Annotated in this window: 9 protein-coding genes, 19 tRNA genes, 3 rRNA genes and 1 pseudogene; 28 read left to right on the forward strand and 4 right to left on the reverse strand. The window is 46.4% G+C overall.

All coding sequences use genetic code 11. The features are described from left to right. Positions 1-57 precede the first annotated feature (57 nt). On the reverse strand, positions 58-1143 hold the full coding sequence (locus BBH88_RS05265) for an FUSC family protein (RefSeq protein ID WP_006830859.1): 1086 nt from the start codon (positions 1141-1143) through the stop codon (positions 58-60). Between the two features lie 40 nt (positions 1144-1183). Then, positions 1184-2470 carry a glutamate-1-semialdehyde 2,1-aminomutase gene (locus tag BBH88_RS05270; RefSeq protein ID WP_006830858.1) on the reverse strand — a complete coding sequence of 429 codons (1287 nt, stop codon included), beginning with the start codon at positions 2468-2470 and terminating at the stop codon, positions 1184-1186. A 124-nt stretch (positions 2471-2594) separates the two neighbouring features. On the opposite strand from BBH88_RS05270, the gene bcp reads away from it, so the two are divergent. The 4 genes from bcp to perR all read left to right on the forward strand — a co-directional run bounded on the left by bcp (position 2595) and on the right by perR (position 5146). Further along, positions 2595-3071 carry a thioredoxin-dependent thiol peroxidase gene (gene bcp, locus BBH88_RS05275; protein WP_006830857.1) on the forward strand — a complete coding sequence of 159 codons (477 nt, stop codon included), beginning with the start codon at positions 2595-2597 and terminating at the stop codon, positions 3069-3071. A 14-nt stretch (positions 3072-3085) separates the two neighbouring features. Beyond that, on the forward strand, positions 3086-4027 hold the full coding sequence (locus BBH88_RS05280) for a D-2-hydroxyacid dehydrogenase (RefSeq protein WP_006830856.1): 942 nt from the start codon (positions 3086-3088) through the stop codon (positions 4025-4027). A gap of 2 nt (positions 4028-4029) precedes the next feature. Beyond that, positions 4030-4581: a cob(I)yrinic acid a,c-diamide adenosyltransferase gene (locus BBH88_RS05285; RefSeq protein ID WP_006830855.1), complete on the forward strand. Its 552-nt coding sequence runs from the start codon at positions 4030-4032 to the stop codon at positions 4579-4581. 121 nt (positions 4582-4702) lie between these two features. After that, on the forward strand, positions 4703-5146 hold the full coding sequence (gene perR, locus BBH88_RS05290) for a peroxide-responsive transcriptional repressor PerR (RefSeq protein WP_006830854.1): 444 nt from the start codon (positions 4703-4705) through the stop codon (positions 5144-5146). A 100-nt stretch (positions 5147-5246) separates the two neighbouring features. On the opposite strand, the gene BBH88_RS05295 is transcribed toward perR, so the two are convergent. Beyond that, a complete protein-coding gene (locus BBH88_RS05295) occupies positions 5247-5597 on the reverse strand; it encodes a YgzB family protein (RefSeq protein WP_006830853.1) in 351 nt (116 codons plus the stop codon). Positions 5598-5861: 264 nt separating this feature from the next. Between BBH88_RS05295 and BBH88_RS05300 the strand changes: the two genes are divergently transcribed. From BBH88_RS05300 to BBH88_RS05410, 23 genes are all read left to right on the forward strand, one after another. Then, a complete protein-coding gene (locus BBH88_RS05300) occupies positions 5862-6728 on the forward strand; it encodes a nucleotidyltransferase-like protein (protein ID WP_006830852.1) in 867 nt (288 codons plus the stop codon). 775 nt (positions 6729-7503) lie between these two features. Then, a 16S ribosomal RNA gene (locus BBH88_RS05305) occupies positions 7504-9055 on the forward strand. Positions 9056-9176: 121 nt separating this feature from the next. Next, positions 9177-9253 (forward strand) — tRNA-Ile (locus BBH88_RS05310). Between the two features lie 8 nt (positions 9254-9261). Next, positions 9262-9337, forward strand: a tRNA-Ala gene (locus BBH88_RS05315). A gap of 123 nt (positions 9338-9460) precedes the next feature. Beyond that, positions 9461-12392: ribosomal RNA gene (locus BBH88_RS05320) — 23S ribosomal RNA — on the forward strand. A 140-nt stretch (positions 12393-12532) separates the two neighbouring features. Further along, positions 12533-12648, forward strand: a 5S ribosomal RNA gene (gene rrf / locus BBH88_RS05325). The 16S, 23S and 5S rRNA genes sit together here with 18 tRNA genes alongside, the layout of an rRNA operon. An 11-nt stretch (positions 12649-12659) precedes the next feature. Then, a tRNA-Asn gene (locus tag BBH88_RS05330) sits at positions 12660-12734 on the forward strand. Positions 12735-12739: 5 nt separating this feature from the next. Next, positions 12740-12829: transfer RNA gene (locus tag BBH88_RS05335), tRNA-Ser, on the forward strand. Between the two features lie 26 nt (positions 12830-12855). Next, a tRNA-Glu gene (locus tag BBH88_RS05340) sits at positions 12856-12930 on the forward strand. 7 nt (positions 12931-12937) lie between these two features. Next, positions 12938-13013: transfer RNA gene (locus BBH88_RS05345), tRNA-Val, on the forward strand. A 73-nt stretch (positions 13014-13086) separates the two neighbouring features. Further along, positions 13087-13163 (forward strand) — tRNA-Met (locus tag BBH88_RS05350). 3 nt (positions 13164-13166) lie between these two features. Next, positions 13167-13242, forward strand: a tRNA-Asp gene (locus tag BBH88_RS05355). Between the two features lie 17 nt (positions 13243-13259). Continuing rightward, a tRNA-Phe gene (locus tag BBH88_RS05360) sits at positions 13260-13335 on the forward strand. A 26-nt stretch (positions 13336-13361) separates the two neighbouring features. Next, positions 13362-13437, forward strand: a tRNA-Thr gene (locus tag BBH88_RS05365). A gap of 6 nt (positions 13438-13443) precedes the next feature. Continuing rightward, a tRNA-Tyr gene (locus tag BBH88_RS05370) sits at positions 13444-13527 on the forward strand. A gap of 6 nt (positions 13528-13533) precedes the next feature. Next, positions 13534-13607, forward strand: a tRNA-Trp gene (locus tag BBH88_RS05375). A 20-nt stretch (positions 13608-13627) separates the two neighbouring features. Continuing rightward, positions 13628-13700 (forward strand) — tRNA-His (locus tag BBH88_RS05380). A 47-nt stretch (positions 13701-13747) separates the two neighbouring features. After that, positions 13748-13823 (forward strand) — tRNA-His (locus tag BBH88_RS05385). Positions 13824-13832: 9 nt separating this feature from the next. After that, positions 13833-13904, forward strand: a tRNA-Gln gene (locus tag BBH88_RS05390). 6 nt (positions 13905-13910) lie between these two features. Continuing rightward, positions 13911-13985, forward strand: a tRNA-Gly gene (locus BBH88_RS05395). A gap of 6 nt (positions 13986-13991) precedes the next feature. Then, positions 13992-14065 (forward strand) — tRNA-Cys (locus tag BBH88_RS05400). Positions 14066-14074: 9 nt separating this feature from the next. Then, positions 14075-14158: transfer RNA gene (locus BBH88_RS05405), tRNA-Leu, on the forward strand. A 67-nt stretch (positions 14159-14225) separates the two neighbouring features. Further along, on the forward strand, positions 14226-14552 hold the full coding sequence (locus BBH88_RS05410; protein WP_006831716.1) for a hypothetical protein: 327 nt from the start codon (positions 14226-14228) through the stop codon (positions 14550-14552). A 12-nt stretch (positions 14553-14564) separates the two neighbouring features. Here BBH88_RS05410 and BBH88_RS05415 read toward each other — a convergent pair. Next, positions 14565-15708 (reverse strand): annotated as a pseudogene (locus tag BBH88_RS05415) (IS3 family transposase). A gap of 753 nt (positions 15709-16461) precedes the next feature. On the opposite strand from BBH88_RS05415, the gene BBH88_RS05425 reads away from it, so the two are divergent. Continuing rightward, positions 16462-16545: transfer RNA gene (locus tag BBH88_RS05425), tRNA-Leu, on the forward strand. Positions 16546-16965 lie beyond the last annotated feature (420 nt).

Consider the following 16965-nt stretch of genomic DNA (forward strand, 5'->3'; position numbering starts at 1 on the left):
AAAAGTTATACATTCTCAAGCATAAAAAAAGTGTGAGGCAATCGCCTCACACTTTTTTTATATGGCATTTTCAAGATCGCTGTCTACTTCTTCTGAATGATAATTCAAGTAAGCGATAATGAGTAAATCCAAATGTTCCAGCTGCTCTTCGTAGTCCAATATGGCTGATAAGACGTGCATTAAATGATAAACTGAAAACTCGTCTTCATTTTCCTCATGTGCTAAATTTATTTCTTTTACAAAAATTGTCATTACTTCATTGCGTTTTATGATGGCATCTGCACCAGAACCTTCGCTATGCTCTGGCCGCAACTTGCCCACATACTTCATATATAGCTGTTCGTGGTAACTAGCCAAGCTTTCCAAGCGTTCTTGGACCATCATATGGAAGTGTTCAGGAAGCTCTATCAATTCATTTTCAAAACGGTTCAGGCGCCTTAAAACTTCAAGGCTTTTCTTGGAGGTGGCAATCATCTGGCGATACAATACCAATTTGCGTGCCTTAGCATATTGTTGTTTCTTAGTATAGCTGCGTTCTTCTTTATAAAACGAATACCATTGATCGACTTTTAATAGCTTTTCCGTCAACTTATCGATGTCTTCTTTAACAGATGCATGATCGGAAGCGTGACGAATAGAGACGCGAATCCAGCGAATCACTTCTTCGCTGACCTCATGGATTGAAGTGAAGAGGCGTGTTTCGTACTTCGGAGGTAGAAAGATCATATTCACCACAAAAGCTGATAAAATCCCGAGCATGACAGTACTGATTCTCAACGAAGCGAAAGTCAAAAAGTCGGTAGAGTGAGAATCCATGATGATGATCATCGTCACCAAAGTTAACGGAACGGTATTTTCCAATTTCAGCTTCAGCATCAGCACGATAGCCAGAATCGCAGCTGCGCCAATCGTCAAATAATTGCTGCCGAGCGTTAATACAAAAATGATAGCAATAGCGGCACCGATTAAGTTGCCATAAATTTGATCGAGTAGCGTCAGATACGATCGATAGATGGAAGGCTGGATCGCGAAAATGGCTGCCACCCCCGCAAATACAGGGGAAGGCAATTCCAATAAGTTCGCCAGGAACAAGGCCATAGAAATGGCCACGCCGGTTTTTAAGATACGTGCACCTAATCTCATTGACTCAAGGACTCCTTCCGTTTAATATGATTTTTCCTAATTATAACTGTTTAAATGCTTGACGGACGGCTTGAATGGAAACTTCTACATCTTCTTCAGTGTGTTCAGTTGTTAAAAACCATGCCTCATATTTGGATGGAGCTAAATTGATTCCTTGCTTTAGCATTAGTTTAAAGAACCGGCCGAAAATTTTACCGTCAGTTGCTTCAGCTTGTTCGTAGTTTTCTACTTTTACATCGGTAAAGTAAATCGTCAAAGCGCCTTTCAGACGATTAATAGTAATGGTCACACCAAATTCTTTAGCGGCAGCCAAAATACCTTTTTCAAGTTGAGCACCCAGTCGATCCATTTCATCGTAGACTCCGTCTTCACGCAGTACTTCCAAACAAGCAATGCCAGCTTGGATAGAGGCTGGGTTTCCTGCCATGGTGCCCGCTTGGTATGCGGGACCTAAAGGGGCCACGGTCTCCATGATCTCTTTTTTTCCGCCATAAGCGCCGATTGGTAGTCCTCCGCCAATGATTTTCCCAAGTGCTGTAAGGTCTGGTACTAAGCCAAGCATATCCTGAGCACCACCATAATGGAATCGGAAAGCCGTAATCACTTCATCATAAACAATTAACGCGCCTTTTTCATGGGCGATGCGATGTACTTCTTTTAGATAGCCTTCTTTTGGTTCAACGATTCCAAAATTACCGACAATCGGTTCAACTAGAAGACAGGCAATTTCTTCTCCCCAACGATCCATAGCTTCTGAAAATGCTTCAATATCATTAAATGGAATTGTAATGACTTCTTCAGCGATAGATTTTGGAACACCTGCTGAATCAGGAGTCCCTAAAGTTGCAGGGCCTGATCCAGCAGCTACAAGTACTAAATCAGAGTGGCCGTGATAGCAACCAGCAAATTTCATCATTTTTGTTCTACCAGTGTATGCACGTGAAATGCGGATCGTCGTCATAACTGCTTCAGTCCCGCTATTGACAAAACGAACTCTATCCATGTTTGGCATTGCATCTTTCAACATCTTAGCAAATGTGATTTCGTGGCGTGTCGGAGTTCCATAAAGCAGTCCGTTTTCCGCTGCACGCGTGATTGCCTGTGTAATGTGCGGGTGTGCATGGCCGGTGATGATGGGACCGTATGCCGCTAAATAGTCTATGTATTTATTGCCGTCGACGTCCCAAAAATAAGCGCCTTTTCCGCGCTCCATGGCGACGGGAGATCCACCGCCTACCGCTTTAAAAGATCTTGATGGGCTGTTGACACCACCGACGATATGTTCCAATGCTTCTGCGTGAAGCTTTTCTGAAGTTGAATGGTTCATTGGCGAAATGCCTCCTATTGTTTAATCTATTCCTTATTGTAGACAACCTTGTTCAGAAACGCCAAAGAAATTGAAACTAACGCTGGGGTTCGGTACGATAAGGATAAGAAAAGGAGTGATGGAGATGGCTGCATTGGAAGGTACACAAGCACCAGAATTTTCATTAAAAGACGAAGCAGGGAAGATGGTTTCTCTGAAGGAATTTTCCGGCAGTAAATATGTAGTTCTTTATTTTTATCCAAAGGATATGACACCCGGCTGTACGACTCAAGCCTGCAATTTCCGAGATGCTCAGGCTGATTTTTCTGCACTCAATACAGTGATTCTGGGTGTCAGCGCGGATTCAGAAGATCTCCACAATAAATTCATTGAAAAGCACGGCTTGCCATTTTCGCTGCTGGTGGACGAAGACCACCGAGTATCAGAAGATTACGGGGTCTGGGTAGAGAAAAGTATGTACGGCAAAAAATTCATGGGCATTGAACGTGCAACGTACCTGATCGATCCGACAGGAAACGTTGTAAAAGAATGGCGCAAAGTCAAAGTTCCAAATCACATCCAGGATGTTCTGGACACCTTGAAAACGATCAGCAATCAGTAAGGGGAGAGACATCTATGGAAATCCTATTTACATTTATTCCAAAAGAAGACCAACAGCAGAGGCTAGAAACCGAGTTTCCACAAGTCCATTTCCATTTCATCTATAAAGACAAAACACGTTTGGCGTCTGCCGATATCATTGTCACTTACGGAGAAGACCTAACAGCGGAGGATGTTGCAGCCGCTGAAAAGGTGCAATGGATCATGGTGGCTAGTGCAGGCATTGAAAAACTGCCTCATCAAGCCATCGCAGAACGTGGCATTACTGTATCCAATGTTAAAGGCATCCATAAAATCCCGATGGCTGAATCTGCTTTGGCTCACCTGTTGTCCTTAAAACGCTCACTTCCGACGATTTATGAAAATCAGCGCAATCAGGAATGGAGCAGAAGGATACGTTCTTCAGAATTGAATGGCTCTACAGCACTGATTCTGGGTCCGGGAGCCATTGGTTCAGAGATCGGGCGGATGCTACAGGCTTTCGGTGTCTATACCATTGGGTGCAACCGGTCGGGGAAGAAAGCTCCTCATATGGACGATACGATTTCTTTTGAAAACATTCTCGAAAAACTTCCACAAGCTGATTATGTCCTGTCGATTTTGCCGAGCACCGATGAAACTAAGCAGCTTTTAAAAGAAGTACATTTCAAAGCGATGAAAAAAACGGCCATCTTTATGAACTTCGGAAGAGGCGACTTGGTTTCGGATGAGATTCTTCTAGATGCACTGCGAAATGAAGAGATTGCCTGTGCAGTTCTGGATGTTTTCGAACAGGAACCGCTTCCGCAGGATCATCCCTATTGGACGATGGGCAATGTTGTTGTGTCACCTCATGTCTCTAGCCATTCTGGCAAGTATGTGGAGCGCGCATTGGATATTTTTATTCCAGATCTTAAAAAATGGCTTGTGGACCAAACCGTTCCGACAAATCTGGTCAACATGGAAAAGGGGTATTGAGCATGAAAATTTATACGAAAACTGGCGATAAAGGCACCACTTCATTAGTCTACGGAACACGAGTCGCGAAAAATGATGCAGTAGTCGAAGCGTACGGAACGTGTGACGAAGCGAATTCATTGATTGGCTTGGCGATTGGGCACATGAATACCGAGTTTTTTGAAGAAAAGGAAGCTCTTTGTGAGGTTTTCCACGAAATCCAGACGACTTTATTCCACGTAGGAGCTGAGCTGGCTACGCCGAAAGGAAAAGAAGTGAAGTGGAAGTTGGAAGAACAGGATGTCTTTAAACTGGAGCAGTGGATTGATCGGTATGATGCCGAAGTTCCGCCGCTCAGTAACTTCATTTTGCCGGGAGGACATCCGTCCGGAGCGGCTCTTCACGTAGCGCGCACTGTCGTTAGAAGAGCTGAACGGACGGCTTTGTCGATCGGAACCGATGTTCCTCCGACTGTCTTGGCATATTTAAATCGCTTGTCTGATTTTTTGTTCGTGGCAGCGCGTTTGGTGAACCAGCGTCTTGGACGGAAAGAAAAAGGGCTACACGAAAAATAAAGCAAAACGCGCGTGGCAAATGGCGGTAGTATAGTGATTTCTTGACACCCACCACTTTGATTGGGTACACTGATTATAACGATTACAATGTAAGAATATATATGAAGTGAGGTGCACGGCGATGTCTGAAGTACAATTGAAGGACGCGCTTGATGCTTTGAAGTCAACAGGTGTAAGAATCACACCCCAACGCCACGCGATTTTGGAGTACATGATTCACTCAACAACGCACCCGACAGCGGATGACATTTATCGCGCGCTCGAAAAAACGTTTCCGAATATGAGTGTTGCAACTGTTTATAATAATTTACGGGTGTTCAGAAAAGCAGGACTGGTCAAAGAATTGACTTATGGAGATTCTTCCAGCCGTTTCGATTTTGTCACACATGACCATTATCATATTATCTGTAACGATTGCGGAAAAATAGTTGATTTCCATTATCCAGGACTGGATGAAGTGGAGCATTTGGCTTCTCATGTCACTGGGTTTCAAGTGGACTATCACCGCCTTGAAATTTACGGAACATGTCAAGCTTGCTTAGGTAAAACGGCGAAGGCACAATAAAATTTTTAAGAGCAAAAGAAGCATACTGCACACTAGCAGTATGCTTCTTTTTTGATGCGAAAAAACATCCAGCGAAGTACTGATTCGCTGGATGTTTTCATTATTGTGTACTTTTCTTATTGTAGTCCTGATCAAACTCTTTTCCTTCAAGAGAGCGATCCATTGTTAAAGGCTCATTGCAATGCATGCAGATGTCTACACGGCCAAGCATTTTTGTATGTCTTCCGCAATTAGGACATTCAACTGGGATGGTTTTCATAGAAAGTAAACCGATCCAAGCATAGACAGCTGTACTTCCGATAATCGCGACGACGCCAAGCAACATGAAAATCACCATTACGATGGGATGGTTTCTGAAATAAATGCCGACGTACATGATGACGATTCCGATGAAAATCAGCGCTAACGCAAACGTCCGAATGCGATTGATTTTATTTTTATAAGGTTTCATAGTTTATTTCCTCCTTGCATCCATCATACTATATCATAAATGTCCTTAAAAAGTGATATCGGTTTTCAAATGAAGGAATCAGCAATAAATATGTCGAAATAAAGAAAAGCAGAAGCCAAAACATTTGGTTTCAATGTCTGATATAAAGAGAATGATTAGGTTCTACGAATCAGGGGGATAATTAAAACGCGCTGAAGTTCATTTCCAACTACGCCATTCAGTCCTATGGCGGAAAGGGATAGAGACAGCAAGGAGTGAAAGTTAATGGAACAAATACTACGACCTATTTATCAGGAACGCGCCAGCCAAGAAAGTACACTGGGGGTGATTCTAGTAGAAAAAAGAGAGAAGGTCAGCCAGATTACGGATACGTTTGATTCGATTCTACTGATCATTACCAAGGAAAATGAGACACCGGTCTTCACAAAGCACTATACGTATTTAGATAAAAAAGCTGCGATGCACATCGTTACCGAAAAGCAACTACATAAATGGCTGTTGCTTGGCACAAACCGGAAAATTGTTGACTGGCTTTTCTACGGCCGTATTATTTATGATCGCAATGAATTTATGGAGAAGTTGAAAACAGAGTTAAAAGACTACCCTTTCTACGGACGGAAAATCAAGATGGGTATTGAGTTTGCCAAACTGATCCGCCGTTATATGGAAGGGAAAGTGTTTTTTGAAGAAAGGAACTATATGGACGCCTATCACCATATGGTAGAATCGTTACATCATTTAGCACGGTTGGCGGTACTTGAAAACGGTTTGCCTCCGGAAGTGACTGTCTGGTCACAGGTAAAGCAAATGGAGCCGGCTATCTATAAGTTGTATGAAGAATTGATATCGAGCGTTGAGCCGATTGATAAGCGTCTGGAGCTGTTATTTTTGGCAAGTGAGTTCTATATTCATTCTCGGACACAGGATGGAGCTCTTCATATACGGGAAGTCATGGAGAGGCAGAGTAGCTGGACGATTCAGGAATTACATGAACAAGAAGAATTAAAAAACTACTCATCTAACCTTGAAGTTTTCATTGAATATCTTATAGATAAGGATCTTGTTTTTATTAATGGTGTTACGACAAAAAGCGAGGGAATTTTCCACCGTTATTATTACGTGAAAAACTAAACCGGGAATGTTGTAGGATAGAGACGTTGTCCTTCCTCTCGGCTTTCACCTAGGAGGAACAGAGCGGCATCAGTCTTTCTCTGTATTCAGGTTTTGGTTCTTAATTTTATAAAGGTCGATTAAAATGAACATTTCAAAACGTTGCTTCTGTACCATTTCAATGCGGACCAACTGGAACTAAGTTATTTTGTTTTGCGAAATGGAAGTGTAAAAGCGAGTAGAACGGGTCAACACTTTTTACTTATGAACAAGTAGTACGGATGCTTATGTAGTAGCGATGTATAAAGAGAAAAGAAAAGTTGTTGCTAAAAGCCGTTCATTCGGACTTTTGGAACAGCTTCTTTTTCTGTGAAAATCGTGATGAAACAAGCTAAAGAATAATGATTTTATGGCTTGTTCATTAAAGTTTTTACGATTTTTAAACTTTTTTTGCTTTAATCGTTGACAATTATACGGAAAGTATATTATGATGATACACGTCGCTAAGAGAAATTAAGTTTTTTTGCAATAATAAAAATGCTTGACTCTTTCGCTTAACGATGATAACTTAGAGAAGTTGCTTTTATAGGACGGACGCACTGAACCTTGAAAACTGAACAGCAAAACGTCAACGAAAGACGTCACGAGCACGACTTTTGCGAAGGTTGCCACCGGCAATTGGAGCAGAGTTGTTCATCTACTGGATGTTCGTGACTACAACTTACTGATCAGCTTTGTGCAGATCAAGCCATCTTCGGATGGTGCCAGCAACAACTAGAGCAGTCAAATGTTCTCTATAATGGAGAGTTTGATCCTGGCTCAGGACGAACGCTGGCGGCGTGCCTAATACATGCAAGTCGAGCGGAACCAGAGGAGCTTGCTCCTTTTGGTTTAGCGGCGGACGGGTGAGTAACACGTGGGCAACCTGCCCTGCAGATCGGGATAACTCCGGGAAACCGGTGCTAATACCGAATAGTTTGTCGCCTCTCCTGAGGCGGCACGGAAAGACGGCATCTCGCTGTCACTGCAGGATGGGCCCGCGGCGCATTAGCTAGTTGGTGGGGTAATGGCCTACCAAGGCGACGATGCGTAGTCGACCTGAGAGGGTGATCGGCCACACTGGGACTGAGACACGGCCCAGACTCCTACGGGAGGCAGCAGTAGGGAATCTTCCGCAATGGACGAAAGTCTGACGGAGCAACGCCGCGTGAGTGACGAAGGTTTTCGGATCGTAAAACTCTGTTGTGAGGGAAGAACAAGTACCAACTAACTACTGGTACCTTGACGGTACCTCACCAGAAAGCCACGGCTAACTACGTGCCAGCAGCCGCGGTAATACGTAGGTGGCAAGCGTTGTCCGGAATTATTGGGCGTAAAGCGCGCGCAGGCGGTTCTTTAAGTCTGATGTGAAAGCCCACGGCTCAACCGTGGAGGGTCATTGGAAACTGGAGAACTTGAGTGCAGAAGAGGAAAGTGGAATTCCATGTGTAGCGGTGAAATGCGTAGAGATGTGGAGGAACACCAGTGGCGAAGGCGACTTTCTGGTCTGTAACTGACGCTGAGGCGCGAAAGCGTGGGGAGCAAACAGGATTAGATACCCTGGTAGTCCACGCCGTAAACGATGAGTGCTAAGTGTTAGGGGGTTTCCGCCCCTTAGTGCTGCAGCTAACGCATTAAGCACTCCGCCTGGGGAGTACGGCCGCAAGGCTGAAACTCAAAGGAATTGACGGGGGCCCGCACAAGCGGTGGAGCATGTGGTTTAATTCGAAGCAACGCGAAGAACCTTACCAGGTCTTGACATCCCGCTGCCCGGTGTAGAGATACGCCTTTCCCTTCGGGGACAGCGGTGACAGGTGGTGCATGGTTGTCGTCAGCTCGTGTCGTGAGATGTTGGGTTAAGTCCCGCAACGAGCGCAACCCTTGATCTTAGTTGCCAGCATTCAGTTGGGCACTCTAAGGTGACTGCCGGTGACAAACCGGAGGAAGGTGGGGATGACGTCAAATCATCATGCCCCTTATGACCTGGGCTACACACGTGCTACAATGGACGGTACAAAGGGCTGCAACCCCGCGAGGGCAAGCCAATCCCAGAAAACCGTTCTCAGTTCGGATTGCAGGCTGCAACTCGCCTGCATGAAGCCGGAATCGCTAGTAATCGTGGATCAGCATGCCACGGTGAATACGTTCCCGGGCCTTGTACACACCGCCCGTCACACCACGAGAGTTTGTAACACCCGAAGTCGGTGAGGTAACCCTTGTGGAGCCAGCCGCCGAAGGTGGGACGGATGATTGGGGTGAAGTCGTAACAAGGTAGCCGTATCGGAAGGTGCGGCTGGATCACCTCCTTTCTAAGGATAAATTCGGAACCGAGGTTTTCTCGGGGTTGACGTTTTGCGTTCAGTTTTGAAGGTTCACCTTCAGTGGAGACACTGAACTGATCTTCTATTAGCACTATACTTATACTCAAGAGGGCCTATAGCTCAGCTGGTTAGAGCGCACGCCTGATAAGCGTGAGGTCGATGGTTCGAGTCCATTTAGGCCCACCATTCTTCTTGGGGCCTTAGCTCAGCTGGGAGAGCGCCTGCCTTGCACGCAGGAGGTCAGCGGTTCGATCCCGCTAGGCTCCACCACTCATTTTGTAAGCGAAAGCGAGAACCTTGTTCTTTGAAAACTGGATAAAACGACATTGAAACAAAAATGAAGCAATTCATGTACGCGTGGCACTTGGTGCCACAACTTTTTAATTAACCATTGGTTAAGTTAGAAAGGGCGCACGGTGGATGCCTTGGCACTAGGAGCCGAAGAAGGACGGCACTAACACCGATATGCTTCGGGGAGCTGTAAGTGAGCTGTGATCCGGAGATTTCCGAATGGGGGAACCCACTGCCTTTAATTGGGCAGTATCCATGTGTGAATTGATAGCACATGAGAAGGCAGACCCAGGGAACTGAAACATCTAAGTACCTGGAGGAAGAGAAAGCAAATGCGATTCCCTGAGTAGCGGCGAGCGAAACGGGATCAGCCCAAACCAAGAGGCTTGCCTCTTGGGGTTGTAGGACACTCTATACGGAGTTACAAAAGGTAGGATTAGGCGAAGCGACCTGGAACGGTCCGCCACAGCGGGTAATAGCCCCGTAGCCGAAAACCCTGCCCCTCCAGAGTGGATCCTGAGTACGGCGGAACACGTGAAATTCCGTCGGAATCCGGGAGGACCATCTCCCAAGGCTAAATACTTCCTAGTGACCGATAGTGAACCAGTACCGTGAGGGAAAGGTGAAAAGCACCCCGGAAGGGGAGTGAAATAGATCCTGAAACCGTGTGCCTACAAGTAGTCAAAGCCCGTTAATGGGTGATGGCGTGCCTTTTGTAGAATGAACCGGCGAGTTACGATTGCATGCAAGGTTAAGCTGAGAAGGCGGAGCCGCAGCGAAAGCGAGTCTGAATAGGGCGACAGAGTATGCAGTTGTAGACCCGAAACCAGGTGATCTACCCATGTCCAGGGTGAAGGTAAGGTAACACTTACTGGAGGCCCGAACCCACGCACGTTGAAAAGTGCGGGGATGAGGTGTGGGTAGCGGAGAAATTCCAATCGAACCTGGAGATAGCTGGTTCTCTCCGAAATAGCTTTAGGGCTAGCCTCAAGATAGAGAATCCTGGAGGTAGAGCACTGTTTGGACTAGGGGCCCATCCCGGGTTACCGAATTCAGACAAACTCCGAATGCCAGTGATTTATGCTTGGGAGTCAGACTGCGAGTGATAAGATCCGTAGTCAAGAGGGAAACAGCCCAGACCACCAGCTAAGGTCCCCAAATATCCGTTAAGTGGAAAAGGATGTGGCGTTGCTTAGACAACCAGGATGTTGGCTTAGAAGCAGCCATCATTTAAAGAGTGCGTAATAGCTCACTGGTCGAGTGACACTGCGCCGAAAATGTACCGGGGCTAAACGGATTACCGAAGCTGTGGATGGATCTCTTCGGAGATCCGTGGTAGGAGAGCGTTCTAAGGGCGTTGAAGTCAGACCGGAAGGACTGGTGGAGCGCTTAGAAGTGAGAATGCCGGTATGAGTAACGAAAGACGGGTGAGAATCCCGTCCACCGAATGCCTAAGGTTTCCTGAGGAAGGCTCGTCCGCTCAGGGTTAGTCGGGACCTAAGTCGAGGCCGATAGGCGTAGACGATGGACAACAGGTTGATATTCCTGTACCACCTCCCCGCCGTTTGAGCAATGGGGGGACGCAGAAGGATAAGGAGAGCGTGCCGTTGGTTGTGCACGTCCAAGCAGTGAGGCGTGGAATGAGGCAAATCCCATTCCTGATACGTTGAGCTGTGATGGCAAGAGGTTTACCTCAGAGTCCCTGATTTCACACTGCCAAGAAAAGCCTCTAGCGAGGCGGGAGGTGCCCGTACCGCAAACCGACACAGGTAGGCGAGAAGAGAATTCTAAGGTGAGCGAGTGAACTCTCGTTAAGGAACTCGGCAAAATGACCCCGTAACTTCGGGAGAAGGGGTGCTCTGGTAGGGTGAATAGCCCGAGAGAGCCGCAGTGAATAGGCCCAGGCGACTGTTTAGCAAAAACACAGGTCTCTGCAAAACCGTAAGGTGACGTATAGGGGCTGACGCCTGCCCGGTGCTGGAAGGTTAAGGGGAGTGCTTAGCGCAAGCGAAGGTGCGAACTGAAGCCCCAGTAAACGGCGGCCGTAACTATAACGGTCCTAAGGTAGCGAAATTCCTTGTCGGGTAAGTTCCGACCCGCACGAAAGGCGTAACGATCTGGGCACTGTCTCAACGAGAGACTCGGTGAAATTATAGTACCTGTGAAGATGCAGGTTACCCGCGACAGGACGGAAAGACCCCGTGGAGCTTTACTGTAGCCTGATATTGAATTTTGGTGCAACTTGTACAGGATAGGTAGGAGCCTTAGAGCCCGGAGCGCCAGCTTCGGAGGAGGCGTCGGTGGGATACTACCCTGGTTGTATTGAAATTCTAACCCACATCCCTGATCGGGATGGGAGACAGTGTCAGGCGGGCAGTTTGACTGGGGCGGTCGCCTCCTAAAGAGTAACGGAGGCGCCCAAAGGTTCCCTCAGAATGGTTGGAAATCATTCGCAGAGTGTAAAGGCAGAAGGGAGCTTGACTGCGAGACGTACAGGTCGAGCAGGGTCGAAAGACGGGCTTAGTGATCCGGTGGTTCCGCATGGAAGGGCCATCGCTCAACGGATAAAAGCTACCCCGGGGATAACAGGCTTATCTCCCCCAAGAGTCCACATCGACGGGGAGGTTTGGCACCTCGATGTCGGCTCATCGCATCCTGGGGCTGTAGTCGGTCCCAAGGGTTGGGCTGTTCGCCCATTAAAGCGGTACGCGAGCTGGGTTCAGAACGTCGTGAGACAGTTCGGTCCCTATCCGTCGCGGGCGCAGGAAATTTGAGAGGAGCTGTCCTTAGTACGAGAGGACCGGGATGGACACACCGCTGGTGTACCAGTTGTTCTGCCAAGGGCATCGCTGGGTAGCTATGTGTGGCCGGGATAAGTGCTGAAAGCATCTAAGCACGAAGCCCCCCTCAAGATGAGATTTCCCATTGCGCAAGCAAGTAAGATCCCTCAAAGACGATGAGGTAGATAGGTTCGAGGTGGAAGCGTGGCGACACGTGCAGCTGACGAATACTAATCGATCGAGGACTTAACCAAACAATGTATCATGGAGGAATTTCAATGGGTCAATGTCGTTTATCCAGTTTTGAAAGAATAAGGAAAAGTTTTTTTATGAAAAAGCTTGTAAAAACCTGTGAGATTGGTATAATCAATCTTGTCTTTCAAAATAAAATTAGTCTGGTAATGATGGCAAAGAGGTCACACCCGTTCCCATCCCGAACACGGCAGTTAAGCTCTTTTGCGCTGATGGTAGTTGGGGGTTTCCCCCTGTGAGAGTAAGACGTCGCCAGTCTAATTAATTATTCCGAAGTAGCTCAGTGGTAGAGCACCGCACTGTTAATGCGATGGTCGTAGGTTCGAGTCCTACCTTCGGAGCCAATTTTGGAGAGCTGTCCGAGTGGCCGAAGGAGCATGATTGGAAATCATGTAGGCGGGCAACCGTCTCAAGGGTTCGAATCCCTTGCTCTCCGCCAGAAGATAAATTCCCAAAAAAACATATGGCCCCTTGGTCAAGCGGTTAAGACACCGCCCTTTCACGGCGGTAACACGGGTTCGAATCCCGTAGGGGTCACCAATTTCATGGAGGATTAGCTCAGCTGGGAGAGCATCTGCCTTACAAGCAGAGGGTCGGCGGTTCGATCCCGTCATCCTCCACCATTTTACTCTTACATGATAAAAGCTATGCAGTTATTAAAGTACGAATGTAGTGAGAAAAATTAAATCATATTATCGCGGGGTGGAGCAGTTCGGTAGCTCGTTGGGCTCATAACCCAAAGGTCGCAGGTTCAAATCCTGCCCCCGCAACCAAATGGTCCCGTGGTGTAGCGGTTAACATGCCTGCCTGTCACGCAGGAGATCGCCGGTTCGATCCCGGTCGGGACCGCCATTTTTATTCAATACAGTGGGTCAGTAGCTCAGTCGGTAGAGCATTAGATTGAAGCTCTAAGTGTCGGCGGTTCGATTCCGTCCTGACCCACCATTTTTTTATTAAATCCAAATCTCCATGCCGGAGTAGCTCAACTGGTAGAGCAACTGACTTGTAATCAGTAGGTTGAGGGTTCAAGTCCTTTCTCCGGCACCATTTTACGGTGGGGTAGCGAAGTGGCTAAACGCGGCGGACTGTAAATCCGCTCCTTCGGGTTCGGCAGTTCGAATCTGCCCCCCACCACCAGTTTTTAGGGGCATAGTTTAACGGTAGAACAGAGGTCTCCAACACCTCCGATGTGGGTTCGATTCCTACTGCCCCTGCCATTTTTAAAAATTTTATGATGGCGGTCGTGGCGAAGTGGTTAACGCACCGGATTGTGATTCCGGCACTCGGGGGTTCAATTCCCCTCGTCCGCCCCTAGTTTTCATACATTTGAGAGTTGCACTTATAAAATAGTAAAGTGGCGGTCGTGGCGAAGTGGTTAACGCACCGGATTGTGATTCCGGCACTCGGGGGTTCAATTCCCCTCGTCCGCCCCATCTTATTAATGGGGTATAGCCAAGCGGTAAGGCAACGGGTTTTGATCCCGTCATGCCCTGGTTCGAATCCAGGTACCCCAGCTTTAAGCGGAAGTAGTTCAGTGGTAGAACGCCACCTTGCCAAGGTGGAGGTCGCGAGTTCGAACCTCGTCTTCCGCTCCAATTTTTGGCGGCATAGCCAAGTGGTAAGGCATGGGTCTGCAACACCCTTATCACCGGTTCGAGTCCGGTTGCCGCCTCCATAATGATTTGCCGGCGTGGCGGAATTGGCAGACGCGCGGGACTCAAAATCCCGTTCCTTCACGGGAGTGTCGGTTCGACCCCGACCGCCGGTATCATCAAAGGGCCTGCCTGCCCTTTAAAGACCTCTTAACTGTGATTCATTACAGTTAAGAGGTCTTTTTGTTTCCCAGCAATTTTACAGTGAAAGACCATAAAATAAAAGGTGGTTCTTTCGTTCACACTGTTATTCAAGATTTCAACATTGCTTTTATTATGCCGAATGAGCGTGAGGATATGCTGGTTTTATCAGTGGGTATGGATAACATGTTAGATGGTATGCAGCATACTGCTGCTTTGTTTGATATAATATATTCGGTTGTTAATGGGAATAAGTATATGCTTGAATTCGTTGAAGCGATTCGATTGAGTACGATTGAAATAGAACCTGGGGTCAAACTTATGGTATCTAAAAAGTTACCTCATATTAGACAAAACGCCACTTGGTAAGTCAACACTAAATCAAACAACTTTTTTAAGGGCTGCGTTTCGATAAGTGACAGGGCTGGTGTAGCCTAAGCTGCCGTGTAAACGAATATGATTGTACCAATGGACGTAATCAAATAGCTCAAGTGATAGCTGATTAAGGGATTCAAAGTGCATGCCGTTGATCAGTTCCGTCTTCAGAATCTTAAACGTAGCTTCTGCCACCGCATTGTCATAAGGGTTTCCTTTTTGACTCAGCGACCGTTCAATTTGATGCGTCTCTAGTAAGGCATCAATACCGGCATTTTTAAATTCAGATCCACGGTCTGTATGGAAAATGTTCACGGCTCCCAGGTCGCTTTTGACCGTCGCGAAGGCACGCTGAACTAAAGCAGCGTCTTTTCGCTCACCCAGACTGTACCCGACAATTTCACGGTTATAGAGATCGAGAAGGAAACAAATATAGTTCCACCGGCCGCCAACCTTCACGTACGTTAAGTCGCTAACCAATACGGCACTTTTCTCTGTTGGATTGAATTCACGGTTTAATACGTTTCGATACGTTGCTTCGTTAGGAGGCGTAACCATCGGCTTGTACGAAGGCAGTGCGTATTTCGATTGGATGCCAAGTGTCGCCATGAGGCGTCCAATACGACGTCTCGAGACGATCCAATTCTTTCTGATCTTCAGTTCTTCTTTCAGTTTACGCGTCCCATAGACACGGCGATTCTAATGAAAGATTGCCCAGATTTCGTCTTTTAATTCTTGTTCTGCTCGAGCTTTTTGGCGTTCTTTTTCTACTGAAACGGACGTTTCATAGTAAAAAGTACTGCGAGCGATTTGCAGGACATTACACATTGCTGATACCGAATAGAGGTGTTGATTCTGTTGAATAATCTCTATTTTCGTCCCATGATCAGCGCTGCAAGACTCACATATCCACTTCCATCTCCAACTGTTTGTTTCGTTTCTTGTAGGCAAGTAATTCTGCCTCCAGCGGGCTTCGATTATCCTTCTCTTCGAATGAACCCGTTCGATTGGATTGGGCAATCCATCGATCGAGTGCGGAAGCCGTTAGGTCATATTCTCGGACAATATCTACCCGGCTTTTTCCACCTGCGTGCAGTGCAACCACCTGTTTTTTAAATTCTGCAGAAAATGTGCGTCTCTTTTGGGTCATAGTAGATTCTCTTCACGTATTGTGGACTATTCTACGCTCCCTTATATTTTCTGTCCAATCAAGTGTAGACTATCCACTAAATCAAAGGCTACAAATCTAAATTTAACATCATTTTGCGTCGCTCGGTAGAGAATTTTTTCTGAACTGAAGAAGATTCAATCCTAATTATTCAGTATAAGATGTTTATGGAACTTGGAAGAAATTGCTGATTATTTCAGATTGCACATACATTCGAATCAATCATAATGGGCATTATTGAGTTGATATTAAGTGTGAACAATTCTCAAAGCTCTGATGATATCCAACTGTGGGTGCAGGCGAATTGTGCACTAGCGATGGCATTGAGAACTTCAGTAGGGGGTTGACGAATCATTAAAACAGTAGACAAAAAAATATGAAAATCCGTCCAGCTAACGATGTAGTGGCTGATTTGACATAGGCAGTCGAAATATGCGTAGCTATCTTGGCCCAATTGCCGGTTAGCATACCACACGTTAATTCGTCTTCCATAATGGGGGGAGGCGCACCGAGTTCAGGGTGTTCAGTAGGGAACAGCTAAGACGATGCTGATTACTTGGATTATTACAATGCCAATTCCGGTATCATTGGCTGCTATGTTCTAGGTTCTCCTTAATATCGTTTTGGAGAAAAGAGATTAATAATTTCGATGGAAAATCGAACTGCCATATGAATAAGTATTGGCGAGTGAAATAAGATGTGCTATAATAATTCTTGTCCGCTAAAGAAATACTTGCCGGCGTGGCGGAATTGGCAGACGCGCGGGACTCAAAATCCCGTTCCTTCACCGGAGTGTCGGTTCGACCCCGACCGCCGGTATACCGCAAGCCTAGAAGAAAGGCCCTGACTTTATCGTCAGGGCCTTTTTCTTTTGAATTTTTTGAATGAAGTTCTCAGCATTAAAGCTTATGAAGGGTTTCGTCAATTACCCGGGACTTAGCTAAGGTTTGAAGCGAAAACTTCTCGACTTATTACTGCTTTTAGTAGACGATAAAGATAAAACAAGCCAAACCAAACGTGGTGTTCCAGTGAGTGAGAGAAATTTTATACGCAGGGTTGGACGTCTGCATTGTTTGTAACTAGCGGTGCAAACATTTACACTATAATACATAATTTTCTGCATCTTCACCTTTTTGTCAAAGAACGGGCATCAGATTCTTATAGCTCAACCCTTTGTTCCAAGAAAAAGAGCACATTATGGCTAAGATAAATCGAAAATCATCTCGTCCTTAGCGCTGG

Origin of the sequence: Planococcus antarcticus DSM 14505, assembly GCF_001687565.2 — a bacterium.
GTDB classification, from domain to species: domain Bacteria; phylum Bacillota; class Bacilli; order Bacillales_A; family Planococcaceae; genus Planococcus; species Planococcus antarcticus.